The following is a 23,821-nucleotide window of genomic DNA, read 5'->3' on the forward strand; positions in this document are numbered from 1 at the left end:
TTCAGCGTCGCGCGGCCAGTGCCTGGACCAGCGGCGCGGCCTCCGCCACCGCGCCATCCGCGCCGAACACCTGCGCGCCATGCAGATGCAGCCGGCAGGCGGCGCCACGTCGCGCCCAGCCGGCGCCAGCCGGCAGCGCGGCCTCCAGTGTCGCGGAGCCGGCCTGCACCACGGCGCGCGCCGTGCCATCGGCATGGGGGTGCAGCAGGCTGATGGTGACGCCGCCGACGGCTTCCTCCGGCGGGCTGGCCGAAAGGTCGCGAGGCCGCAGGAAGACCTGTGCCGGGCCGTCCGGAAGCGCCACGCGCAGCGGCGGCAGCGGCAGCGTTCCGAAGCGCAGCACGCCGCCCTCGACATGGCCCGCCAGGCGCGTCGCACCGCCGACGAATCCCGCGACGAAAGGGGTCGCAGGGCGGGACAGCAGCGCGGTGGGCATATCGAACTGCACGACCTTGCCGCGATCCATCACCGCCACCCGGTCGGCGAGTTCCATCGCCTCCTCCTGGTCATGCGTCACCAGGATGCTGGTCAGGCCCAGCCGGTCATGCAGGCCCCGCACCCAGCGTCGCACATCGCGCCGCACCAACGCATCCAGCGCGCCAAAAGGCTCGTCCAGCAGCAGCAGGCGCGGCTCGATCGCCAGCGCCCGGGCCAGCGCCACGCGCTGGCGCTGGCCGCCCGAGACCTGCTCGGGGTAGCGCTTCTCGAGCTCCGGAATCTGCACCAGTTCCAGCAATTCGCGCACGCGGCGGGCGATCTCGGCGCTGGCGGGGCGGCGCGTACTGGGGCGGACCTGAAGGCCGAAGGCGATGTTGTCGAAGACCGTCATGTGGCGGAACAGCGCGTAGTGCTGGAACACCACGCCGATGCCGCGCGCGCGGGCCGGCACGCCTTCCATGTCCAGGCCATCGATCCGTACCTGGCCGGCATCCAGCCCTTCCAGCCCCGCCAGAACGCGCAGCAGCGTGGTCTTGCCGGAGCCTGAGGGGCCGAGGAGGGCCACAAACTCCCCGCTCTCGATGCGCAGCGAGACGCCGTCGAGCGCGGCGGCGGCGCCGAAGCGGCGGGTCAGGCCGGTTGTGTCCACGGTCATACGGCGATCCTTCGCGTCTGGCCGGTCAGCCGTTCCAGCACCGCCTTGGCGGCCAGCGTCACCAGTCCGAGCAGGGCCAGCAGCGCGGCGACGGCGAAGGCGCCGGCGAACTGGTATTCGTTGTAGAGGATCTCGACATGCAGCGGCATCGTATTGGTCTGCCCGCGCACATGGCCCGAAACCACGGCGACCGCGCCGAATTCTCCCATGGCGCGTGCATTGCACAGCAGCACGCCGGAGAGCAGCGCCCATTTGATGTTGGGCAGCGTGACGCGCCAGAAGATCTGGAGACCGGAGGCGCCGAGCGTCGCTGCGGCCTCCTCCTCCTCCCGCCCCTGTTCCTGCATCAGCGGCAGCACGGTGCGGGCGACGAAGGGGAAGGTGACGAAGATGGTGGCCAGCACGATACCGGGCAGCGCGAAGATGATCTGGATGTCGCGCGCCTGCAGCCATGTGCCGAGCCAGCCCTGCAAGCCGAAGATCAGCACGAAGACCAGGCCGGAGATGACCGGCGAGACGCTGAAGGGCAGTTCCACCAGCGTGGTCAGCAGCCGCTTGCCCCAGAAATCATGCTTGGCGATGCACCAGGAGGCGGCGACGCCACCCACCAGATTCACCGGCACGGTGATGGCGGCGACCAGCAACGTCAGTTCGATCGCGGCCCAGGTATCAGGCTCGATGATCGCGGCCCAGGCCACGCCGAGGCCGCGGCGCAGCGCCTCCACGAACACCGCCAGCAGCGGCAGGCCGAGCAGAACGGCGCCCAGCGTCAGCGCCAGGATGGCAATGACCGTCTGCGTGGTGGTGGAATCGCGGGTGACCGGGCGAAAACTCATCGTCGGCCCCGCCGCAGGGCGCGCTGCGCCAGGTTCAGCGCCAGCAGAATCAGGAAGGACAGCGTCAGCATGGCCAGGCCGATGGCGGCCGCGCCCGCATAGTCGAACTGTTCCAGCCGCACCACGATCAGCAGCGGCGCGATCTCGCTGATCATCGGCATGTTGCCCGCGATGAAGATCACGCTGCCATATTCGCCGACTGCGCGCGCGAAGGCGAGGCCGAAGCCGGTGAGGATCGCCGGCAGCAGCGCCGGCAGCACCACCCGCGCCAGCGTCTGCGGTCGCGTCGCGCCCAGCGTCGCCGCTGCTTCCTCGACATCCGCCGCCAGGTCGCGCAGCACTGGCTCGACGCTACGGATGATGAAGGGCAGGCCGACGAAGATCAGCGCCACGACGATGCCGGTGGGCGTGAAGGCCACCTGCCAGCCGGTGGCCGCCATGATCGGCGCGCCGAGCCAGCCATTCGGCGCGAAGAGCGCGGTCAGAGCGATACCGGCCACCGCGGTGGGAAGCGCGAAGGGCAGGTCCACCGCCGCATCCAGCACGGCGCGTCCCGGAAAGCGCTGCCGCACGATGGCCCAGGCGATCAGCAGTCCGATCGGCACATTCACCGCGGAAGCCAGCAGCGCCGTGCCGAAGGACAGGCGCAGCGCGGCCAGCACCCGCGGTTCCGTCAGCGAGGCCCAGACCCCCGCCAGCCCCAACTCCCACGGCTTGATAACCAGCGCGAACAACGGCACCAGAACGATGGGCACCAACCAGGCCAGCGTCACGCCGAAGGCCAGGCCGAAGCCCGGAATGGCACGCACCATCCCGGGCCGGCGCGCGAGGGGCAGTGCCAGACTGGAGACGCCTTCACTCATCGGCGCTGGATTCGGTCGAACACGCCGCCATCGTTGAAATGCGTGCGCTGCGCCGTCTGCCAGCCGCCGAAGACATCATCGATCGTCACCAGATCGATCCGCGGGAAGCGGGACGCATTGGCGGCGAGGATCTGCGCGTTGCGCGGCCGGTAGTAGTGCTTCGCCGCCAGCGCCTGGCCATCTTCCGTGTAGAGGCCGCGCAGATAAGCCTCCGCGATCGCCCGGGTGCCGCGGCGGTCGACGTTGCGATCCACCACGGCGACGGAGGGCTCGGCCAGGATGGAGAAGGGCGGGTAGACGATGTCGAACTTGTCGGCGCCGAATTCCTGCAAGGCGAGATGCGCCTCATTCTCCCAGGACAGGAACACATCGCCCTGGGCGCGCTGCGCGAAGGTGGTGAGCGAGCCGCGCGCGCCGGTATCCAGCACCGGCACCTGGCGGAACAGCTGCTGCGTCGCGGCTTCCGCCGTGGCGTCGCTGCCGCCGGGCTGGCGCAGCGCCCAGGCCCAGAAGGCCAGGTAGTTCCAACGCGCGCCGCCGGAGGTCTTCGGGTTGGGTGTGATGATGGAGACACCGGCCTTCAGCAGGTCACCCCAATCCTGGATGCCCTTCGGGTTTCCCTTGCGGACCAGGAAGACAATGGTGCTGGTATAGGGCGCGCTGTTGTCCGGCAGGCGCGTGGCCCAGTCCGTCGCGATCAACCCGCGTTCCGCGATGGCGTCCACGTCATAGGCTAGCGCGAGCGTCACCACATCCGCCGCCAGCCCATCGATGACGCTGCGCGCCTGCCGGCCCGACCCACCATGGGAGGTGTTGACGCGGACATTCACACCGGTCTGGCCGAGCCAGCGGTTGCTGAAGATGGCGTTGTATTCGCGATACAATTCGCGCGTTGGGTCGTAGGAGACGTTGAGCAGCACGGGCGGCTGCTGCGCCAAGGCGGGCAAGGCGGCCAGGGCAGCGCCGGTGGCCAGCAGGGCACGGCGCGAAAGCTTGCTCGAAAGCGCGGTCATGTCGCGGATCCTTCCTTGCGTGTGGCAGGTTGCGGCCGTGTCGCGGCCAGTGTCGGCAGGATGGCGAGAAGGGTCAGGCGGAGCAGCATGGCGTCAGCTTCCCTGCCCGGCGGGGGCAGCTCGTCGGACCACGCCGGCGAAGCGCGCGGTGGCGGCCTCCGCCCGCGCGCGGAATTCCTCCGGCCCGGCGGCCACCACCTCGAAGCCCAGGCCGGTGAGACGCGCATGGGCGGCGCTGTCGCGCAGCGCGACGGCAATGGCCTCATGCAGCCTGGCGATCACGGCCGGCGGCGTGGCGGCGGGGGCCAGGATGCCCTGCCAGGATTCCACATCGAAGCCGGGCGCCACCGTCTCCGCCAGCGTCGGCACGTCGGGCAGGGCAGGGTCGCGGCGGGCGGTGGTGACGGCCAGCGGGCGGATCGCGCCCTGGCGCACCTGCTCCGTGATGGCGGGCAGGGTGATGACCAGCGCATCCGTGTTGCGCGCGATCAGGTCGAGCGTCGCCGGACCGCCGCCGCGATAGCTGACGAATTCCACGGGCAGCCCGCCGAGCTGCTGGGACAGCAATTCGTGCACCACCTGCGCAATGCCTCCCTGAGAGGGAATGCCGACATTCAACGCGCCGGGTCGCGCCCGGATGGCGGCAATATAGCCTGCGATATCGGAAAAGGGTGCGCCTGGATGCGTGGCCAGGATCTGTGCCGCGCGCACCGCCTGGACCACCGGCGCGAAGTTGTCGCGCACGGTGAAGCCGGCCTGCGGCAAGGTGAGCTCCGCCAGCACGATGGCATCGCCGGTGACCAGCAACGTGTGGCCGTCGGGTTCGGCGCGGGCGACCTGTTGCATGGCGATCAGGCCATTGGCGCCGCCCTGGTTTTCCACCACCACCGGCTGGCCGAGGCGCGCGGACAGCGCCGGGGCCAGGACCCGGGCCAGCGTATCCAGGCTGGCGGCGGGGGCGGAGGAGACCACCAGCCGGATCGGGCGGGTCGGGAAGGCGTAGGCGGGGCGGGTCAGGATGGCCGGAGCGAAGGCTGCGGCGGCCAGGACCTGGCGTCGTGTCGGTTTCATCAGATGTCCTCGTCATGGGGTGCAGGCGTGACGAAGGGCGAGGGCGCGTCGGGCGGCTTCAGCCGGGCCGGCGGTGAGCCCTCGCCGGGCGACATCGCGGGCCGGGCCGGGCCGAGGTGCCGGAGAAAGGGCAGATCGGGGCGGGCATGGCGGGCACTCCTGCCGATACAAGCGGCCCGCTTATTACACTTACGCCAGTAGTCTTTGTCAAATATTTCCGCAGATAATTTGTGAATTATGCGCGGGGGTGCGGTCGCGTGGTCAGAGCACCAGCAGGCAGGCCAGCGCGACATCGTCCCCGGCCTGTGCCGGCATGATGGGCGTCGCCGCCAGCAGCAGGGCCAGCGTGGCGAATTGCACCAGGGATTCCGGCGGCATCTCAACCATTCCAGATTGGTTCCCGGACCGGCGCCGGACGTGGCGGCGGCAGCCAGTCTTCCTGATCGAGATGCTCATGCACGGCCCGGCGGACCTGCCCCATGCTCAAGCCCTGCGCGCGCAGCGCGGCGCGCATCGCCGCCACCTCCTCCAGACGCCCAGCCCATTCCGGACCGAAAGCCTCCTCGAGCCAGGCGCGCAGCGCGGAGGAGAGCGCCGGCGCGGCGCCGTTGGTGGAGACGGTAACCAGCAGCCGGCCACGCCGCACCATGGCGGGGACGTGGAAATCGCAGAGGCGGGGCACATCCTCGATGTTCACCGGAATGCCGCGCTGCCGCGCCGCCTGCGCCAGCCATTCAGATCCAGCATCGTCGAAGCCGGCGCCGAAGACGAAGTGCATGCCGTCCAGGGCCGACTCCGCCGGCAGGCTGTCCTTGACCACGGTGAGCTGGGTCAGTCCCGCGCCCCGCAGCATGGCAAGCCGCTTCTGGAAGCACGGTCCGGTGCCGGCGAGCAGCGTGGGCGCGGAGGGGAGAAACACCAATGGCAGCATCACACCCCTCCGATCCGGCGGCGCAGCAGCGACAGCGGCACTTCGTCGGTGACGGCGGCCTGATAGGCGATGGGAATCACGGCCCTGGCCGCATGCCACACCGCCGCATCGGCCTCATCCGGCAGTTCCACGCTGGAGAAACCGCAGCGCAGCAGGAAGGCGTACTGGTCCGGCAATACATGCCCCGTGGCCCGGATTTCGCCGCCGAAACCGTACTTCTCCCGCAGCGCCCGTGCCTGGGTGAATGCGCGCCCATCCCGATGTTTTGGGAAGCGCAGTGCCACCAGTGCCAAGCGCGTAAGATGCGGGCGAAGCTGCGCCGGATCGTCACCCGGCTCCAGCGTCACGCCCAGCTTCGTCTCGCCCGGAAACTGCTCGCGCAAAAGCCGGGCCAGCGGCACCAGCGCGGCGCGGCCGTTGCTGCCCTCGCCTTCCTCCAGCGCCACGAAATCATCGTGCCGCAGCTGGCCATTCTCAAGCAGCACCATAGAGCGCCTCCTTGAAGGGGGCCGCGCCGATGCGGCGGTAGGTGTCCTTGAACAGCTCGCCCGGCTGGCGATGCGCCAGGTGCACGCGGATCAGCGTCTCCACCGCATCCACCACCGTGTCATAGGAGAAGGCGGGGCCGATCAGGTCGCCGATGGTGGCATCATTGGTCGCGCTGCCGCCGAGGGTGATCTGATAGACCTCCTCTCCTCGCTTATCGACGCCGAGCAGCCCGATATGGCCGACATGATGATGGCCGCAGGCATTGATGCAGCCTGAGATATTCACATGCAGCGTCCCGATCTCATGCTGCCGATCGAGGCTCGCGAAGCGTTCGCTGATGCGCTGCGCCACGGGAATGCTGCGCGCGGTGGCCAGCGCGCAGTAATCCATGCCGGGGCAGGCGATGATGTCGGAGATCAGTCCGATATTGGGCGTGGCCAGCCCATGCGGTTGCAGCGCCTGGAACAGCGCGTGCAGATCTTCCTGGCGCACATGCGGCAGCACCAAGTTCTGCACATGGCTGACGCGGATTTCGCCGAAGGAAAAGCGATCCGCCAGATCCGCCACCGCCTCCATCTGGTCGGCCGAGGCGTCGCCCGGAATACCGCCGATCGGCTTCAGCGAGATGACGACGGAGACATAGCCTGGCGCCCGGTGCGGATGCGTGCAGTTGCGCGCCCAATGCGCGAAATCCGCATCCGTGGCGAAAGCGCGTTGCAGGCCGGGCGGGTCGTGCGGCAGAAGCGCGAAGGGGGGCGGCGCGAAATGGGTGGCGATGGCCTGCACCACCTCCGGCGCCAGGTGGTAACGGCCTTGCGGCATCTCCGCGAGCTCCGCCTCGACCAGCCGCTTGAACTCCTCCCCCAGGTCGCGAACCAGGATCTTGATGCGCGCCTTGTAGATGTTCTCGCGCTGGCCGAGCGCGTTGTAGACGCGCAGCACCGCCTCCAGCGTGGCAAGGAAATCCGCCTCCGGCACGAAGTCGAACAGCTTCGTGCCGATGATCGGCGTGCGGCCGAGGCCGCCGCCAACCCAGATCTCGAAGCCGACGTCGCCTTCCGCGTTGCGCTTCGCCAGCACGCCGACGTCATGCACCTTGATCGCGGCGCGATCATGCGGCGCGCCGGTGATGGCGATCTTGAATTTGCGGGGCAGGTAGGTGAATTCGGGGTGCAGCGTGGACCATTGCCGCAGGATCTCGGCATAGACGCGCGGGTCCACCAGCTCATCCGCGGCGGCGCCGGCGAATTCATCCGTGGTGACGTTGCGCACGCAATTGCCGCTGGTCTGGATGGCGTGCATGTCCACCTCGGCCAGCGCCTCCAGGATCTCGGGCGTCTCCTCCAGCTTCACCCAGTTGAACTGGATGTTCTGGCGCGTGGTGAAATGGCCGAAGCCGCGGTCGTAACGCCGTGCGATATGGCCGAGCTGGCGCAGCTGGCGGGCTTCGAGCACGCCATAGGGAATCGCGACCCGCAGCATATAGGCGTGGAGTTGCAGGTAGAGGCCGTTCATCAGGCGCAGCGGCTTGAACTCATCCTCCGTTAGCGCGCCGGACATGCGCCGCGCCACCTGGCCGCGGAACTCCGCGATGCGGGAGGCCAGGAAGTCCCGGTCGATCGCGTCGTAGCGATAGATCCGCGGGCTGATCGGGCTGGCCTGTGTGTCCATGGCGTGGAGGCTCCTCAGGAGGCGAGGGAGAGGGCGGGCTTGGGTTCCGCGTCGACGGAGGGGCCCTTGGCGCGCAGCCTTTCGCGCAGGCGCAGGGGCCGACCGGTGCCAGGCTCGACCTCCACCGCATAGACGCCGACGACATGCTGCGCGCGTTCCGCCGCCGCCCCGGCCGCGAGGCCTTCCGCCAGCTCGGTCGGGGCAAAAATCCGCGCCTGGCCGCAGGATTCGGACCAGGCATTGTCGGCGCGCAGCCAGACGACCCGACCGTCGCCAAGCCGATTGGCGGTGATGATGGCGGGCCGGGAAGGCGCTTTGGGGACGGACATCGATGAACCCTTCTCCGCTCCCAAGGTCTGCGGGAGAGGCCCCATAATTCTACGACTCGTGACAAGGAAATCAATGGTCCGACGCCGAAGGCTCCCGAAGATGGGTAGAATTTTCTACCAAGGCAGCCAATTTCCGATTCCTACGACATAAGATAAGCCTTTTCCGCAGGCCAGAAGCATGGTTTTCTTAGTCAGAATCTCGGATATCACGTCATATGTCTGTTCAATATGGCTCCTCACTCGCTTCGGGCATTGGCCCAGCGGCGGGTGAGGTCTGGCTTGTCGGTGCGGGCCCCGGTGATCCTGGCCTGTTGACCCTGCGCGCCGCCGACGCGCTGCGGCATGCCGATCTTGTGCTGCATGATTCGCTGGCCGGGCGTGGGGTGCTGCGGCTGATCCGTTCGGGTGCGGATGTGGTGAATGTCGGCAAGCGGAAGGGCCAGCCCTCCATGCCGCAGGCTCGCATCAATGCCCGCCTGATCACCGGTGCACGGGCCGGGCTGCGGGTGGTCCGCCTGAAGGGGGGCGATCCCTTCCTGTTCGGGCGGGGCGGCGAGGAAGCCGCCTGCCTCGACGCGGCCGGCATCTCGTGGCGCATCGTCCCCGGCGTCTCCGCCGGCACCGCGGCCCCGGCGGCGGCGGGGATCCCCCTGACCCAGCGCGGCGTGGCCAGCGCCGTGACATTCGTCACCGGCCATGACGAGTCGGGAGCGCTGCCTGGCTCGACCGACTGGGACGCGCTGGCACGGGCCGGCGGCACCATCGCGGCCTTCATGGCGCTGAGCCGGCTGGACGAGATCGCGCTGCGCCTGCTGGCCGCCGGACGCTCGGCCGCCACGCCGGTCGCCGTGATCTCCCAGGCCTCGCTGCCCGGCCAGGCGGTGCTGCGCACCACCCTGGGCGGCTGCACGCTCGCCTTGCGGCGCGCGGAATTGCCGGGCCCGGCGCTGATCGTGATCGGCGAGGTCGCGGCGCTGGGTGCCACAGCCGAGGTCGCGCCACCCGCCTTTCGCGACGCCATCCGCCTGTGACCACGACACGGCTGGACCCCGTTGCGGCGAGGCGCGGTCGTGGCGTGCCACGGGCTGATTCTGGCCTGGACTGCGGAGCCAGAGGAGATGAGGAGACGGATGCGATGCGTGTCACGGACACCATGAGGGACAGCCTGTTTCTGCCCGGCCCGAACGACCTTTTCAGGGAAACCTGGCTGCCGGCGCGCACCGTCGCCTTGATCAACCTGGGCTTGCTGGCGCTGATCGGACTGATCGGCCTGCTCTCGGGCTGATCGGCCGCCTGATCCGCACGTGGTGTCGGTTCACGTCAGCGATGGGCGCGCGCAGCCTCAGCATTCGCGCGAACGCCGAGCGCGCTGTTGATGCGATTGCTGAAGTTGAATAGGCGACGAGGGCCGCCGTCTCCACGATCTCCAAGTCGCTGACGCCAGCCTTGCGCAGCGCCTCCAGGCCTCGGCCTGCGCGGCTGGCAGCTCACGCTCCGCATCCTGGTGCCGGCGGCGCTGCCGGCGGTGATCGCCGGGTTGAAGATTGGCTGGGCCTTCGCCTCTTCGAGCGGCGCAACAACCTGCAGATCGACGAGGTTTTTGCGGGGCTGCCGGCCGTGATCTTAATCGGGCTGGTGGTGGAGGGCGCGATCTTCCGGGTGCTGGAGGCGCGGACTCTGCGGCGCTGGGGCATGCAGCGCTGAAGCGCTCAGCCCACGCTGATCCGCGTGCTGGACCGGGCGCTCTGCCCGGCCTCGTCGGTGACGATGACCTCGACCTCGCTGGTCCGGTCCAGGCGCAGGAAGAAGACGTGGTAGGGATTGGCAGAGGAGCCGTTGCGCAGCTCCGCCTGCATCGCCACCGCGCCATTCACCCGCACCACCAGCCGGTTGATCAGGTCCCGCGGCACCAAGGCTCCGGCCTCCTGACGCAGGCCGGTTTCCATGGGATGCGCGATCAGCGTGCGGATCTCCACCGCCTCCCCCGCCCGGGCGCTGCGCGGGGCGCGGATGCGCGGCGCGGTCAGGCTCATGACAGGCACCCCCCGGTGGTGACGCGGATTTCGACGGCCGCCTGACGCACCGTGCCATCGCTGAACTGCGCAAGGACGAGGATGCGCTGCGCCTCCGCCAGCCGGATGCGCGTCTGCACCTCGGCACGCGCCAACAGCGGCGTCAGCCGGAAACTGGCGATACCAGGCGTCGGGTTGCGCGTGGCAAAAAGATGGATGGCGGTGACGTGCTCGGCCTCGGTCTGCGGGCTGTCCACCCGCACCGTCACCGGCACCTGCCCGCCATTTTCGGCCACGGTCGGCACCACCAGGGTGATGCCGCCCTCGGCCGGGACCGCATCGCCTATGGCCTCCCGCATCGCCGCGCGCAGCGCCTCATCGGGCGTCTGCGCCAAAGCGGTGGCGGGCAGCAGGATCAGGGTGAGGGCGGCGCGGCGGGTCAGCATCAGCCATACATGTCCCTGGTGATGCTCTCATACCAGGCATCGGCGTAGATCGCCTCCAGCCGCCGCTGCTCCGGCAGGTCGCCACGCGGGGAGATGCCGCCGGATTGCGGGACCTCGACGATCGCCGTGCCCTCCGCATTCGGGCGATAGATGCCGACGACCGAGATGCCGTATTCGGCGCCGACATGCGAATAGCAGGTGTTGTAGTAGACCGGGCTGGGCGGCGCCTCGCCCCGCAGCGACGCCGCGGCGCTGGCCACCGCCTGCTTGGCCGTGCTGTTGGCGATATAGCCGGATTTCGGCATCGGCCCGGGGATGTTCGCATCGCCCACCACATGGATGCCGGGGGCTGCGCGGGATTCGAAGGTGACGGGGTTCACCGGCACCCAGCCCGTCTCGTTCGCCAGGCCGGCCTCGATCGCGATGCGCGCGGCGGATTGAGGCGGGATGACATTGGCCACCGCCACCTTGTGCTTCTCGCCGAACTCGCTTTCCAGCACCCGTTCCCGCGCATCGACGCGCACGACGCGGCCGTCGCGATTGGCCGGCACCCATTCGATCAGGCCCGGATAGAGCGCCGCCCAGGCATCCTGGAACAGCCCCTGCTTGCTGAAGGCATCCTTCGCATCCAGCGCCAGGATTTTGGAGCGCGGCTTGTGACGCTGGAGGTAGGCCGCGATCATGCTGATCCGCTCATAGGGGCCGGGCGGGCAGCGGAAGGGATTGGCCGGGATGGCGATGCCGACCACGCCACCGTCCGGCATCTCCTCCAGCTGGCGCCGCAGCAGCAGGGTCTGGGCGCCGTCGCCGGGCACCCAGGCATGCGGCATGATCTCGGAGGCCGCCTCGTCATAGCCCTCCAGCGCACCCCAGCGCAGCGCGATGCCGGGGGACAGGATCAGCCGGTCATAGCCCAGCGTCTCCCCACCCTGCAGACGCACGCGGCGCGCCACGGGGTCGATGCCGCTGGCCCAATCCTGCACCACCCGCACGCCGCGGCCGCGCAGCCCGTCATAGCCATGGCTGATGTCGCCGATCTGCTTCGTGCCGCCGATCACGAGGTTGCCGTAGGGGCAGGTGACGAAGCGCGCCTTCGGCTCCACCAGCGTCACTTCCAGCCAGGGGTAGCGCTTGCGGGCGAAGCTGGCAGCGGAGGCGCCACCGAAACCGCCGCCGATCACCAGCAGCCGGGCCTGGGACTGCGCCCGCACGGTGGCGGGGGCTGCCAGAAGGCCAGCGGCGCCGAGCAGGGCGCGGCGCGAGAGGTTCGGCGTCATCAGCGGCTCTCCCCACGCGCAAAATGCTCGGCGATGGCCGTCAGTTCGGCCTCCGTATAGCCGCGGGTGATGCGGCCCATGATGGTGGCGGGGCGTTCGTTGGCGCGGAAGGCGGCCAGCGTCGCGCGCAACTCCGCCGCATCGCGGCCGGCCAAAGCGGGCACGCCTGTGGCGCCGCTGCCCGCCGGGCCATGGCAGCCGAGGCAGGCCTCGGCCAGAAGCGGGGCCTGGGTCTGGGCAGTGGCCGGCGACAGCAGCCCGAGGCTGGCCGCGGCGATGGCGAAGGACAGGCGGGCGGGCATCTGCGTTTCCCCGTTCGTTTCTGTGGAATTTTTCATATTCCACAGATGTCCTATAATTCACCTGTCGTTGCGGTCAAACCCTGATTTCAACGCGCCAGCCCGAAGGCCGGCCGCAGCCGCAGCCCCACCGTATTGCCGATCAGCGCCGGGACGATCCAAACCCAGCCATGCAAGCTGCCGCTGGCGATTCCGCCGAAATAGGCACTGACATTGCAGCCATAGGCGAGCACCGCGCCGTAGCCGAGCAGCAAGCCGCCGATCACGGACGCCGCAGCCTCCCCCGGGCGTGGCCAACGCCACCTGGCCCTGTGCCCGGCCAGTGCCGCGGCCAGGAAGGCGCCAGCCATCAGGCCGAGATCCATCACCGTGGTCCGGTCCGCTAGCAGGGGCCGCAGTATGGCCTCGGCCCGCGTCGGATCCTCCCAATAGGCCCAGAAGGCCGGGTCGTCCCAGCCCAGCGCCTCCACCGCGCGCGACCCCCAGAGCGGGAAGGCGGCGGTGATGGCCCAGGGGCGGCCCGCGATCCACAGCGTGGCAAAGTTCAACAGCGCCAGCCCCACCGCGCCCCAGACCATCGGCCAGGGGCCGCGCAGCAGGTGGCCACCGCGCCAGGCCAGCGGTTCCACAGCCCCATGGCTTTGCCGCTCCAGCCGGGCTGCGACCCACCAGACCAGCGCCAGCGCCGCCAAGCTCAGCAGCAGCGCCGGCCAGGTGCCGAGCAGCGCGGGCAGGGAGACGGGTGGCAGCGCCGGCCAGTCCAGCCAGCGCTCGGCATCCCAGGCGGCCAACGTGGCCCCGGCGATGAACGCCGCCAACGTCAGCCACATCCGCACGCCCTGGCCGCCCGCCGCGGTGTAGAGCGTGCCGGAGGCACAGCCGCCGCCCAGCTGCATGCCGATGCCGAACAGGAAGGCGCCGAGCAGCAGGCCGAGCCCCACCGGAAACACGAAGCCGCGCACCGGTTGCCAGCCCAGTACACCCACCTCCAGCGCCGGCAGGAACAGCGCCACGGCCAGCGCCAGCATCACCATCTGCGCCCGCAGCCCGGCGGAGCGGCGTTCCGCCAGCAGGCGGCGGAACGCGCCGGCAAAGCCGAAGCTGGCATGAAACAGCACCAGGCCAAGCGCCGCCCCAAGACCCCAGGAGAGAGATTGCCCGGCGCCCTGGCCTACCGCCACCCAGGCCGCGCCGCCGGCCAGCAGCAGCAGCGCCATACCCTGCCGCCCGTCAATCATCGATTCACCTCACGCATCGTCGGCGTGATATCGGCCACCACGGCCTTGGACCAAGGCGGCCCCGGATCAGATCGCGAAATCCAGCGGCTCGGATGTCGGCCGGCGCAGGCCGGCGGCGGCGGCCTGGCGCAAAAGGTCGTGGATCGTCGTTTTCGCCAGACGCTCCCGCAGCCCGGCATCCAGGTCGCGCCAAAGCGGCGCGGTCACCGCGACGGCCAGGCGGCCGGGGGGTGTCTCCTCCTCCGTCTCCGTGACCGCGTCCACGATCTCGGCCAGGGTGATGGCGCGGGGCGCCCGGGCCAAGCGATAGCCGCCTTTCGGGCCTCGGGTGCTGTCCAGGATGCCGCCGCGCGACAGTCCCTGCAGCACCGGCTCGATACCACGGCGCTGGGCCAGTAGGCGGTCAGCGATTTCCGCGCCGCCGGTCGCGTCCAACCCTCTTCCGGCATGAAAGGCGACGTCCAGGACGATGTCGATGGCCAGCAGGGCGCGGTCTCGGCGGAGGATCATCGGGTTGGCCTTCTATCGGTCAACGAGGGCGGATTTCACGCGGCGCGGGTTATCCGGCCCCGTGCCGGGCCGAATTTTCAGTCGTTTAGCGGATCCAACGGCTGCTGATCTACGCCATTATGGCGTGTATTGCCAGCCTGGCCCCTTACGGCCGTCACGCCTGACTTGTATGGTCCGCCCATGGCAAGACGAACCTCCTCCAACCCCCGCGCAACCCCGGTGCGCGCTGTCGCACCGGTCCCATCCGCGGCTATTGAGCCGGCCAGGTCCCGGGGGCGTCTCTACGGCAGCGTTTTGGAGACAATTGGTGGCACGCCGCTCGTCCTGCTGCCCAGGCTGGGCGCCTCCGCCGGTCTGAAGGCGCGTCTTGCGTTGAAGCTGGAATATTTCAACCCGCTCGGCTCGGTGAAGGACCGCATCGGCCTGGCCATGGTCGAGGCCGCCGAACGCGACGGGCTGATTACGCCGGGCCGGTCAGTTCTGGTGGAACCGACCTCCGGCAATACCGGGATCGCGCTGGCCTTTGTCGCCGCCGCGAAGGGCTATCGGCTGATCGTGGTGATGCCGGACGGCGCCAGCATGGAGCGCCGCAAGATGATGTGGCTGCTGGGTGCCGAGCTGGTCCTCACACCCGCCCGCGCCGGCATGGCCGGGGCCATGGCCCGGGCGGAGCAGATCATTGCCGAAACTCCCGACGCCTGGATGCCGAAGCAGTTCGACAACCCCGCCAACCCCGCCATTCATGCCGCCACGACGGCCGAGGAGATCTGGGCCGATACCGGGGGTGATGTCGCGGCCATCATTTCCGGGATCGGCACGGGCGGCACGGCCACCGGTATCGCGCGGACGCTGAAGCCGCGCGCGCCTGGCCTGCGCGTGCTGGGCGTAGAGCCGGCCGAGAGCGCGGTGCTGAACGGCGATGAGCCAGGCCCGCACCGCATCCAGGGCATCGGCGCCGGCTTTCGGCCAACCGTGCTGGAACTGGACCAGCTCGATGGCGTGCTGCGCGTGACGGAGCGAGAGGCCATTGCCGCCGCGCGGCGCTGCGCGCGCGAGGAAGGCCTGCCGATCGGCATCTCCTCCGGCGCCGCGCTTCATGCCGCCATGCAGGTGGCGAGCGACCCTGCTTTGTCGGGCAAGCTGGTCGTCGCCATCGCCGCGAGCTTTGCGGAGAGGTATCTCTCGACCGAGCTGTTCGAGGGATTCTGAGGGGCCTGCTCCACCCCGCTGTTTCATGTGCCTGGAGACGAGCAGCCGCGTGGATCAGCTTGGGTGGAAGGCCAGCGGGCGAGCTCGATGTTCTCGCGCGACGGTGCGTCCGGCGGCGTTGTCGGGTCCGAAGTAGGCCCCCGATCCACAACAGAAGCTGCGTGCTGTTCATCGCGGAAGCCGTAGCCAGATTCATATCGGGCCGAGGGACGGCACACTGCCCGCCACCCCGCCGTACCACCACTCTGCTCTCACGCGTGTTGAACCTCGATAGATCTGACGCCCATCGTTGTCGCGCGCCCGCCTCGGCGTCTCCGCCGCGGCAGCAAAACGGGGACCAGATGTCCCTGCAGCCGCCCACTGGGCGGCGTTTTGCGTTTCATCCAGCCCATCTCGCCGGGCTACGCACCGGCACTGGCCGCTCTGCATGCCTCGGAGCACAAGGCTGCTGCCCCGAGGCCAACTGGTTCCCGTCAACCCATGGTAAGGCTCCACTCTAGAGGCTGCGTGAAGATCGGGTGAGGAATCGCAAACGGCGTCCTGTATCGGGTCGCACCCTGGCGCGATCTGCGCTCAGACACGGCCATACCAGCACCGGAACCAATTTTTAACAGCATTGCGGCATAACATGCGGGGAAAACGCCCATGACAGGCGTGGTCCCTGGAGCCCATCCATGCTCGGCAACGTCTCCATCCGCGCCAAACTCGCCGCGACTTTCACCCTGCTGCTCACGCTCACGGCGCTGCTGGGCGCGATTGCCCTGAATCGCATGGGCGCTGTGCGAAATGTCGCGGTGGAGTTAGAAAACAACGCGATGCCAAGCGTGCGTGGATTGGGTTCACTGAACATAGTTGCCGGCGACCACCGCTTCAACGTGGCCCTGCATGTCGTGAAGACGACCGAGACTGAGATGCTTCGGATCGAAGCCCGGATTCAAGGTTGGGAGAGCCGCTTCGCGGAAGTGCTGGCCGAATATGAACTGCTGGTCGATACATCGGCGGAGCGAGAGCTCGTGGCCAGTATGCGCAGCGCCTGGGACAGATACATCGCGGCAGCACGGGATACGCTGACCCCATCCCGCGCAATGCGCAAGACGGAGGCGGCGCAACTGCTGGAGGAGCGCGCCATCGCCGCCTACCGCGTGCTGCGTGATGAACTCGACAAGCTGGTGCGGTTCAACCTGCAAGCCGGCGCGCAATCCGGGCAAGAGGCCGCCGAGGCCTATTCGCTGACATGGGCGCTCGTGGTGGGGCTGATCGCAGTGTCGGTGCTGGTGGGTGGTGGACTCGCCTTCGCTATCCTGCGCGGTGTTGACCGCGGCATCGCCTCGGTCGTCCGACCGATGCAGGCGATGGCGGCAGGGGATCTTTCCACCAGCGTGCCATCCTTGCCGCCGCAGACGGAAATCGGCCGTATCGCCGCCGCCCTGACCAGCTTCCGCACGGCGCTAGTTGAAAAGCGCGCAGCGGATGAGGCGATGGCGCGGGAAAGCGCCATCAAGGCCGCCCGCGCCGCGGAGCTCGAAGCTCTGGTCCGGGGCTTCGAGGCCGAGGCGACCGCGGCGCTCGTGCGGGTCACGGAAGCTTCCGCTGAGCTCGACACCACGTCGGGCGAGATGGAGGAAATCGCCTCGAGCGGCGCGGAGCGCGCGGCATCACTCGCCGCTGCCTCGGAGGAGGCCAGCGCCAATGTGCAGACCGTTGCCGCCTCCGCGGAGGAGATGGCGGCTTCGGTGTCGGAAGTCGCCCGGCAGATCCATGGCAGCGCCGGGGCCGCGCGCATGGCGTTGGGACAGGTGCAGGCGACCGATTCCGCGGTTGCGGAGCTGTCCGGCTCCGCGCAGCGGATCGGCGAGGTTGTGCGCCTCATCACCGGTATCGCGTCCCAGACCAATCTCCTCGCTCTCAATGCAACGATCGAGGCGGCACGCGCCGGCGAACACGGCAAGGGCTTCGCCGTGGTGGCCGGGGAAGTGAAGGCGCTTGCGGCCCAGACCGCGCGCGCGACGGAGGAGGTTGGCGCACAAATCAATGCGATCCAGGCGGGTACGGTCAAAGCGGTCGACGCTATCCAGGACATCGCACGTACCATCGCAACCATGAGCGATGCGACGCAGCAGGTGGCAGCGGCGGCCGAGGAACAGGCGGCAGCAACGCAGGAAATCGGCCGCGCCGTGGCGGAAGCCGCCTCCGGCACCCAGGAGGTCAGCCGCCACGCCAGCGGCGTCACGCGCGATGCGCGCCAGACCGGGGACACAGCGCGAAGAGTGCGTGGCGCATCATCCGGCCTGCGGCAGGATGCAGCCGCATTGCGGGGGCGGATTGATGACTTCCTGGGGCGGATCAGGGCCGCCTGACCGCAGCACCCGCGTCCAGCAGCGCGTATGCTGAACTCCGCCTCGTGGCTGAACTCCGCGAGGCGAATTTTGGCGTTTCAGTGTCTGGCGGCGGGCTGCATGGTACCGTGCCATGCACCGGGCCATAGCCCTCCCGAGGCAGCACGCCCCAAGGTAGTGCGCCGCACAGCGGCTAATTGTCGACCGCGACTCTTGCTCCGGTTCGCACTGCTACTCGGTTTTTCGCTCCATTACCCCTGGCGTGTAATACTGAGTATAGCGATTGGCAGCCAAAGCTACGCTCTCTCGAACGGAAATGGCGTGCGGCGCCAGAAGCGCTTCAGGCGGTGATGAGTGATCGTTCGCTCCTCCATCTCGTGCAGAAAGGCGGCGACACGCACCCAGTCGCCGGTCTGCAACGTGTCCAAAAGCCCTTCGCGTTGCTGATGCTCTTGAACGCCAGAAGGCGAAGACGGTGTGCCTGTCCTGTCGATATACGCCTTTAGCCTGCCAGCGGCTGTGGCAAAGTCGCCCCGCATCGCAGCCAGCCAGCCGTCGATGAGGTCGACCGGCCCACTGTCGAAGAACGACTCACGCAGGGAGCTGCGTTTGATGTTCGGGCGCAAGCATGTCCTGGAAGATGCGCGGGGGGCCTTCGTCCTCGCCCCGAATCCAATGTTCGGGTGGCGGTGCCAATAACACGTTCGACTTCGAAGCCCCGCCTGTCACCAAGCGCTGAGGGTGGCGAGAAGCGCGAGAGCGGAAGCACTGACAGCTCCACGTCTGAGTCACCAACATAGGCTGTCCGGCCAATATGAAGCCCAATGATGGCCGTCTCGATGGGCGGGCGGAACAGCCAGCGGCCCTGCAGGACCAGGTCCGGATGCTCGACCAGAATCGGGGCAAAGATTTCGCGAAGCTGCTTCTGGCTGGCCATGATCAGGGTGTCCGCCGCAGTTCGATGACGAGAACGCGCGGGGAGAGAATGTTGCCGCTCTGTTGCCCGAAAACATATGCTTCCACAAAAATTCTGGCTGCCTGCGCTGCGCTCAATCCGGCAGCACCGGTCTTGATGTCATAGGCGCAGATGGTGTCTTTTCCGTCGACGCGGTGATAGATGTCGAGGCGCCTTGATCCTGCCGTACCGTAGGGACGGACTAGATTCTCGACCAAGGACAACTCAGACCTGACCACGCTGGAAGTCGTACCATATTGCCGTCGTAAGCCGTGGTGCATCGCCCTATGGACATCCATGTCCCTCGCCGGACTGCAAACCCTGCACGACGACACCGCCATCCGGCATCGCCAGCGTGCAAAGTTGGCTGCCATCCGAGAGAATCTCACGGCGTCCGATAAGGCTGCCTGATGGGCCGCGCACAGTGGTGCGGCGGTCGACGCCGCGGCCTGGCTCGTTCTCCACCGAAACTGTGCCGCTGCGCGCATCGTTACCTCAGCTGGTCGCCCGCTGAATGATCTCCACGGGTACCGTGATGTGCCGTGGCGCCGGGTCGCCGGACAGCCGGGCGATCAGACAGCGTGCCGCCATCTCTCCCATTGCCGCCCCATCCACGCTGACCGTCGTCAGCGCCGGCTCCATCGCCCGGCCAATTTCGAGGTCGCCGAAGCCGCATACCGCCAGATTGCGCGGAACTTCCAGGCCGCGCACCCGCGCCTCGATGACCAGCCCGGCTGCCAGCAGATCGGAGCTGCAGAACACGGCGCCGCCGCGAGGAAGCGCGCCCAGCAACGCATCCAGCGAGCGGCGGCCTTCCATGATCGTGCTGGGCGGCGCCACCAGGCGCTGAAAGGCGATGCTGTGGCCGCGCCGCCCAAGTGCCGCACGAAAGCCCTCCAACCGCTCCAGCGCACGCGAATCATCGGAGGAGATGATGCCGAGGTGTTCGTAGCCACGGCCCAGCAGGTGCGTGGCGACAGCCTCACCGGCGCCGACATGGCTGAAGCCGACCTGCAGGTCGCCATCCGGCGATCCGTCGCCCCAGATCTCGGCGATCGGGATGCCGGCCTGGGCGAGTCGCCGCCTCGCCGCCGCGGAATGGACCGCGCCGACCAGCAACATGCCGTCGGGCTGCCGGCCCAGCAGCGTGGTCACGAGCTGCTCCTCGTTGCGGTCATCGAAGCCGCCGAGCCCGAGGACAACGTTGTAGCCCGCCGCCGACAGGGTGCTCGTGAAGGACTGCAGGGTCTCCGCATACATCGGGCTGGCGATCGTCGGCACGATGGCGACCACCATGCGAGAGCGGCGTGAGGACAAGGCACCGGCCGTCAGGTTTGGCACATAGCCCAACTGCTTCACCGCGGTGAGCACGCGTCGCAACGTGCCCTTTGACAGAAGATCAGGCGTGTTCAGCGCGCGCGACACCGTGATCGCGGAAACGCCGGCGGCAGCCGCCACGTCGGTGATCCGTACCGGTGCACGGCCCGGCGGCTTGCCGGATCGATCGGCATCGGAGTGGTCGTTCGAAGGCATGCGCTGCGAGGAAAATCCAGGTTGACCGGGGACGTCCCACCTAACCACGCGGCAACATGCGCCGCCAGCCGATGATCTGTTGACGCGGCTGCCGATAATGGTATCGTTACCATTAATTCCAAATATCGGTCGCGCCATGCACGAGGCAAGCTGCGGCCGTAGAATGGTATCGATATCATGAAGGCCGCCGCCAAGGTGACCTCAAGGGAGAATGCCCGAATGTCCGAGCTCTACTCTTCCATGCTCACCAGGCCGTCCATGTCCACGGATGGCCCGCGCCTGCGCGCCATGGCGCCGGCCCTCGGCGCCGAGATCACCGGGCTCGAACTCGGTACGCGCGTGACGCCCGCCGTCATCACGCTCGTGCTGGATGCCTTGCACCGCTACGGCGTGATCGTGGTCCGCGACCAGCACCTGACGCCGGGCGAGCAACTCGCCTTCATGGAGAAGCTCGGCCCGGTCAAGAAATCCGCCTATAGCCGTGCGAATGCTTTCAGCGTGCCGGGTCAGCCGGACATGATGGTGATCTCCAACATTGTGGAGAACGGGCGCAACATCGGCCTGATGGATGCGGGCGCGATGTGGCACGCCGACGGCACGCATATGGCGCACCCCGACATGTACACGGCGCTCTACGCGCTCGAGGTGCCCTATAGTGATGGCAAGGCGTTGGGCGACACGCTGTTCGCCAGCGTGGCGGAAGCCTACGACGCGCTGCCCGATGCGCTGCGCGGCCGTATCGCCGGCCGCAAAGCCGTGCACAGCTTCACGCATCACCTGGAGAAGAAGCGCCGTCAGGGCGACCTGCGCCGGCCACCGCTGACGGATGCCCAGAAGGCGGAATACCCGGATGTCGAGCATCCGATCGTCGCCGTGCATCCGGTGACGGGCCGCAAGGCACTGTTCGTGACGGAGGGCCATACGGCGCGGATCGTCGGCCTGTCGCCCGAGGAAAGCGATGCGCTGCTGGAGGAGCTCTGGGCGCATATCCGCCGCCCCGAATTCATCTACCGCCACAGCTGGAAGGTCGGCGACCTGCTGATCTGGGACAACCGTGCGACGCAGCATCTCGCGATCTTCGACTATGGCGACCTGCCGCGTCGCATGCATCGCGTGGAGACCCTTGGTCCGGTGCCGGCTTGAGCGCGGTGCCGGCACGGCCCGTTCTGCTCACGGGTGCTTCCGGCGCGCTGGGCAGCATGCTGGCGGCCCATCTTTCCGAGGTGGGTTTCGACCTGGTGCTGACGGATATCAAGCCGTTTCCCGGCCCGCTGCCACCCCGCGCGCGCTTCGCGCAGGCCGATCTCTGCGATCACGCGGCGATCCTGGCCCTCGGCGGAGGCTGCGGCGCCATCGTGCATTTCGGCGGCGTCTCCACTGAGCGGCCCTTCGATGAGGTGTTGGGCCCGAACGTCGGCGGCCTGTTCAACATCTATGAGGCGGCGCGGCTGGCCGGTGCGCGGGTGATCTTCGCCTCCTCGAACCACGCCATCGGCTTCCACGAGCGGAGCTCGCCGCTCGACGCCGATTGCGAGCTGCGGCCCGATACCTATTACGGCCTGTCCAAGGCCTATGGGGAGCTCATGGGCCGGCTCTACTGGTACAAGCACGGCGTCGAGAATCTCTCCATCCGCATCGGCTCCGGCTTCCCGGAACCCAGGGACCGGCGGACGCTGTCGAGCTGGCTCTCCTACGCCGATCTCGCACGTCTGGTCGCCGCGGCGCTGCGGGCCGAGGAGGTCGGTTGCGACATCATCTGGGGCGCCTCCGCCAATAGCCGGAGCTGGTGGCGCCACGATGCGCGGGCGCGCATCGGTTGGGCACCGCAGGACAGCGCGGACGACTACGCCGCCGCCTTCGCCGGCATCGTCAGCGACGACCCGATCACCGAGCGCTACCAGGGCGGCCATCTCTGTGCCCGCGACTACACCCGGACACGTCCGCCACCCTAGCCAAGGCGTGCCGGCGGGTGAGCGGATGGGAGGAAAAGACAGAATGACAGAGACACCATCGTTCAAGGCCAAGCTGCGCGGCGATAAGACGCTGTACGGCTTCTTCGTCGGCATCCCGTCCCCGGCCACCGTGGAGATCGCGGGCTGGTCCGGCTTCGACTTCGTCATCATCGACACGGAACATGGCGGGGCAGGGCTGGAGACGCTGGAGCACATGCTGCGCGCGGCGGCAGCCTCCGGCATCGCCGCGCTGGTCCGCGTGCCACGCGGCGGAGCCGATGATATCCTGCATGTGCTGGATCTCGGTGCCGATGGAATCATGGTTCCGCATGTGACCAGCGCGGAAGTCGCGGCGCGGATCGTGCAGCATTCCTACTACCCGCCGCTCGGCCGCCGCGGCATCAGCACCCTGTCCCGCGCGGCGCGGCACGGCACCGGCGATGGCGCCACTATGCTGCGCGAACAGGCGGGCCGCACCACGGTGATCGCGATGATCGAGGATGCGGAGGCGCTGAGCCAGGTGGGCGCGATTGCGCGCGTGCCGGGCGTGGACGCGTTGTTCGTCGGCCCCAACGACCTGGCCTCCTCCATGGGCCATCTGGGAAACCTCGCGCATCCGGAGGTCACCGGCGCCGTCACGCGGATCCGCGAGGAACTCGCCGCGATGCCGGATGGCCCCGCCTTCGCCACCATCGCGCGTGCCGCACCGCAGGCGCGCGAACTGGCCGCGCAGGGGGCGCGCATGATCTGCTTCAACACCACCAATATCCTGGTCAACGCGCTGCGCACGCTGCGGACGGATCTGCATGCGTGACATGTCGCGCCCCGACGAGCTGCAGGCGGAACTCTTCACCGCCCTGCCGGAGGATCTGCGCTGGCGCGGTCCCCCGAGCTTCTGGGCGCAGAGCCGAACGCATGCGGCAGGGCCTGTGCATTCCTTCCTGGAGGGACCGTCCTTCGACCGCGACGGCCACCTCTGGTGCACGGATATCCCGCATGGGCGGATCTTCCGGATCGACCCGGAGGGCCGCTGGGTGCTCGTCACGCGGTATGAGGGCGAGCCCAACGGGCTGAAGATCCATCGGGACGGCCGCATCTTCCTGGCGGACAGGGCGCAGGGCATCATGGTGATGCATCCGGAGGAGAAGATCGTCCGGCCCTACGTGACCCGTCCGAATGCCGAGCGATTCCGCGGGCCGAATGACCTGTTCTTCGGCCCTGACGGGACGCTCTACCTCACCGATCCCGGGCGGAGCCACCTGGGCGACCCCACCGGCCGCGTCTTCCGCATTCCGCCGGCAGGCGGGTCAGCGGAACTGTTGATCGACAATGCGCCGACCCCGAACGGCCTGGTGCTGGATCATGCCGGGCACAACCTGCTGGTCGGCGTGACGCGCGGCAATGCCGTGTGGCGCTTTCCCGCCGCGGGCGATGCGGCTTCGCGGCAGATCGACCTCTTCATCCAGCTCAGCGGCGGCCTGGGGCCGGATGGCCTGGCGCTGGACGAGGCGGGCAACATCGCCGTGGCGCATGCCCGCAACGGCACGGTCTGGCTCTTCTCACCGGATGGGGAGCCCTTGCTGCGCATCCGGTCCTGCACCGGCAAATCCGTGACCAACATCGCCTATGGCGGGCCAGACCGGCGCGACCTGTTCATCCTGGAGGCCTCCACGGCCTCCGTGATGCGGGTGCGCATGCCGGTGCCGGGCCGCGCCATGTTCTCCCACGCCTGACGTGCATCGAATTGGAAGCCAGCTG

At 68.5% G+C, this 23,821-nt stretch carries 27 protein-coding genes; 9 read left to right on the plus strand and 18 right to left on the minus strand.

All coding sequences use genetic code 11. The features are described 5' to 3' along the window. Nucleotide 1 precedes the first annotated feature (1 nt). From ACVFYP_RS15825 to ACVFYP_RS15865, 9 genes are all read right to left on the minus strand, one after another. On the minus strand, nt 2–1,093 hold the full coding sequence (locus ACVFYP_RS15825) for a sulfate/molybdate ABC transporter ATP-binding protein (protein WP_499201146.1): 1,092 nt from the start codon (nt 1,091–1,093) through the stop codon (nt 2–4). Further along, nucleotides 1,090–1,929, minus strand: a complete 840-nt coding sequence (cysW, locus tag ACVFYP_RS15830) for a sulfate ABC transporter permease subunit CysW (protein WP_499201147.1) — start codon at nt 1,927–1,929, stop codon at nt 1,090–1,092. Before cysW ends, ACVFYP_RS15825 begins: the two co-directional genes overlap by 4 nt. Beyond that, the gene (cysT, locus tag ACVFYP_RS15835; protein WP_499201283.1) at nt 1,926–2,741 is read right to left on the minus strand and encodes a sulfate ABC transporter permease subunit CysT; all 816 of its coding nucleotides are present in this window, start codon (nt 2,739–2,741) and stop codon (nt 1,926–1,928) included. The genes cysW and cysT overlap by 4 nt, the downstream gene beginning before the upstream one ends. A 47-nt stretch (nt 2,742–2,788) precedes the next feature. Beyond that, nucleotides 2,789–3,805, minus strand: coding sequence for a sulfate ABC transporter substrate-binding protein (locus ACVFYP_RS15840; RefSeq protein WP_499201148.1), 1,017 nt, complete (start codon nt 3,803–3,805; stop codon nt 2,789–2,791). Nucleotides 3,806–3,898: 93 nt separating this feature from the next. Then, nucleotides 3,899–4,876: a Bug family tripartite tricarboxylate transporter substrate binding protein gene (locus tag ACVFYP_RS15845; RefSeq protein ID WP_499201149.1), complete on the minus strand. Its 978-nt coding sequence runs from the start codon at nt 4,874–4,876 to the stop codon at nt 3,899–3,901. Nucleotides 4,877–5,255: 379 nt separating this feature from the next. Then, the gene (locus ACVFYP_RS15850; protein WP_499201150.1) at nt 5,256–5,807 is read right to left on the minus strand and encodes a precorrin-2 dehydrogenase/sirohydrochlorin ferrochelatase family protein; all 552 of its coding nucleotides are present in this window, start codon (nt 5,805–5,807) and stop codon (nt 5,256–5,258) included. Further along, on the minus strand, nt 5,807–6,295 hold the full coding sequence (locus tag ACVFYP_RS15855) for a DUF934 domain-containing protein (RefSeq protein WP_499201151.1): 489 nt from the start codon (nt 6,293–6,295) through the stop codon (nt 5,807–5,809). The genes ACVFYP_RS15850 and ACVFYP_RS15855 overlap by 1 nt, the downstream gene beginning before the upstream one ends. Beyond that, nucleotides 6,282–7,967 carry a nitrite/sulfite reductase gene (locus tag ACVFYP_RS15860; protein ID WP_499201152.1) on the minus strand — a complete coding sequence of 562 codons (1,686 nt, stop codon included), beginning with the start codon at nt 7,965–7,967 and terminating at the stop codon, nt 6,282–6,284. Before ACVFYP_RS15860 ends, ACVFYP_RS15855 begins: the two co-directional genes overlap by 14 nt. Before the next feature lie 14 nt (nt 7,968–7,981). Next, nucleotides 7,982–8,296: a DUF2849 domain-containing protein gene (locus tag ACVFYP_RS15865; RefSeq protein WP_499201153.1), complete on the minus strand. Its 315-nt coding sequence runs from the start codon at nt 8,294–8,296 to the stop codon at nt 7,982–7,984. A gap of 215 nt (nt 8,297–8,511) precedes the next feature. Here ACVFYP_RS15865 and cobA point away from each other — a divergent pair, with 215 nt between their 5' ends. From cobA to ACVFYP_RS15880, 3 genes are all read left to right on the plus strand, one after another. Next, complete coding sequence (gene cobA / locus ACVFYP_RS15870; RefSeq protein ID WP_499201154.1) at nt 8,512–9,327, plus strand: uroporphyrinogen-III C-methyltransferase; 816 nt, start codon at nt 8,512–8,514, stop codon at nt 9,325–9,327. 104 nt (nt 9,328–9,431) lie between these two features. After that, nucleotides 9,432–9,581: a hypothetical protein gene (locus tag ACVFYP_RS15875; RefSeq protein WP_499201155.1), complete on the plus strand. Its 150-nt coding sequence runs from the start codon at nt 9,432–9,434 to the stop codon at nt 9,579–9,581. Between the two features lie 161 nt (nt 9,582–9,742). After that, nucleotides 9,743–10,000, plus strand: coding sequence for a hypothetical protein (locus tag ACVFYP_RS15880; protein WP_499201156.1), 258 nt, complete (start codon nt 9,743–9,745; stop codon nt 9,998–10,000). 5 nt (nt 10,001–10,005) lie between these two features. Here ACVFYP_RS15880 and ACVFYP_RS15885 read toward each other — a convergent pair whose 3' ends face one another. The 6 genes from ACVFYP_RS15885 to ACVFYP_RS15910 form a co-directional block, all read right to left on the minus strand. Continuing rightward, nucleotides 10,006–10,329: a thiosulfate oxidation carrier complex protein SoxZ gene (locus ACVFYP_RS15885; RefSeq protein ID WP_499201157.1), complete on the minus strand. Its 324-nt coding sequence runs from the start codon at nt 10,327–10,329 to the stop codon at nt 10,006–10,008. Further along, a complete protein-coding gene (locus ACVFYP_RS15890; protein WP_499201158.1) occupies nt 10,326–10,754 on the minus strand; it encodes a thiosulfate oxidation carrier protein SoxY in 429 nt (142 codons plus the stop codon). The genes ACVFYP_RS15885 and ACVFYP_RS15890 overlap by 4 nt, the downstream gene beginning before the upstream one ends. Continuing rightward, complete coding sequence (locus tag ACVFYP_RS15895) at nt 10,754–12,031, minus strand: FCSD flavin-binding domain-containing protein (RefSeq protein WP_499201159.1); 1,278 nt, start codon at nt 12,029–12,031, stop codon at nt 10,754–10,756. Before ACVFYP_RS15895 ends, ACVFYP_RS15890 begins: the two co-directional genes overlap by 1 nt. Beyond that, nucleotides 12,031–12,333 carry a c-type cytochrome gene (locus ACVFYP_RS15900; protein WP_499201160.1) on the minus strand — a complete coding sequence of 101 codons (303 nt, stop codon included), beginning with the start codon at nt 12,331–12,333 and terminating at the stop codon, nt 12,031–12,033. The genes ACVFYP_RS15895 and ACVFYP_RS15900 overlap by 1 nt, the downstream gene beginning before the upstream one ends. Nucleotides 12,334–12,419: 86 nt before the next feature. Continuing rightward, the gene (locus ACVFYP_RS15905) at nt 12,420–13,568 is read right to left on the minus strand and encodes a YeeE/YedE family protein (RefSeq protein WP_499201161.1); all 1,149 of its coding nucleotides are present in this window, start codon (nt 13,566–13,568) and stop codon (nt 12,420–12,422) included. Nucleotides 13,569–13,634: 66 nt separating this feature from the next. Continuing rightward, complete coding sequence (locus tag ACVFYP_RS15910) at nt 13,635–14,078, minus strand: RrF2 family transcriptional regulator (protein WP_499201162.1); 444 nt, start codon at nt 14,076–14,078, stop codon at nt 13,635–13,637. A 252-nt stretch (nt 14,079–14,330) separates the two neighbouring features. Between ACVFYP_RS15910 and cysK the strand changes: the two genes are divergently transcribed. Further along, nucleotides 14,331–15,287, plus strand: coding sequence for a cysteine synthase A (cysK, locus tag ACVFYP_RS15915; protein ID WP_499201284.1), 957 nt, complete (start codon nt 14,331–14,333; stop codon nt 15,285–15,287). A gap of 674 nt (nt 15,288–15,961) precedes the next feature. Then, complete coding sequence (locus tag ACVFYP_RS15920; RefSeq protein ID WP_499201163.1) at nt 15,962–17,644, plus strand: methyl-accepting chemotaxis protein; 1,683 nt, start codon at nt 15,962–15,964, stop codon at nt 17,642–17,644. A gap of 275 nt (nt 17,645–17,919) precedes the next feature. Here the strand turns inward: ACVFYP_RS15920 and ACVFYP_RS15925 are convergent, their stop codons facing one another. The 3 genes from ACVFYP_RS15925 to ACVFYP_RS15935 all read right to left on the minus strand — a co-directional run bounded on the left by ACVFYP_RS15925 (nt 17,920) and on the right by ACVFYP_RS15935 (nt 20,111). After that, nucleotides 17,920–18,249, minus strand: coding sequence for a hypothetical protein (locus tag ACVFYP_RS15925; RefSeq protein ID WP_499201164.1), 330 nt, complete (start codon nt 18,247–18,249; stop codon nt 17,920–17,922). Nucleotides 18,250–18,562: 313 nt separating this feature from the next. After that, a complete protein-coding gene (locus ACVFYP_RS15930; protein ID WP_499201165.1) occupies nt 18,563–18,796 on the minus strand; it encodes a hypothetical protein in 234 nt (77 codons plus the stop codon). Between the two features lie 277 nt (nt 18,797–19,073). Next, entirely contained in the window at nt 19,074–20,111 is a 1,038-nt protein-coding gene (locus tag ACVFYP_RS15935; protein WP_499201166.1) for a LacI family DNA-binding transcriptional regulator, read from the minus strand. Nucleotides 20,112–20,330: 219 nt separating this feature from the next. Here ACVFYP_RS15935 and ACVFYP_RS15940 point away from each other — a divergent pair, with 219 nt between their 5' ends. From ACVFYP_RS15940 to ACVFYP_RS15955, 4 genes are read left to right on the plus strand one after another with little or no spacing between them, the layout of a single operon-like run. Continuing rightward, nucleotides 20,331–21,254: a TauD/TfdA dioxygenase family protein gene (locus tag ACVFYP_RS15940; RefSeq protein ID WP_499201167.1), complete on the plus strand. Its 924-nt coding sequence runs from the start codon at nt 20,331–20,333 to the stop codon at nt 21,252–21,254. Nucleotides 21,255–21,259: 5 nt separating this feature from the next. Then, entirely contained in the window at nt 21,260–22,063 is an 804-nt protein-coding gene (locus ACVFYP_RS15945) for an NAD-dependent epimerase/dehydratase family protein (protein ID WP_499201168.1), read from the plus strand. 43 nt (nt 22,064–22,106) lie between these two features. Continuing rightward, nucleotides 22,107–22,877 (plus strand): HpcH/HpaI aldolase family protein, encoded by a 771-nt coding sequence (locus ACVFYP_RS15950; protein WP_499201169.1) that lies wholly within the window; start codon nt 22,107–22,109, stop codon nt 22,875–22,877. Between the two features lies 1 nt (nt 22,878). After that, a complete protein-coding gene (locus tag ACVFYP_RS15955) occupies nt 22,879–23,796 on the plus strand; it encodes an SMP-30/gluconolactonase/LRE family protein (protein WP_499201170.1) in 918 nt (305 codons plus the stop codon). Nucleotides 23,797–23,821 lie beyond the last annotated feature (25 nt).

This window comes from Roseomonas sp. F4 (assembly GCF_053891155.1).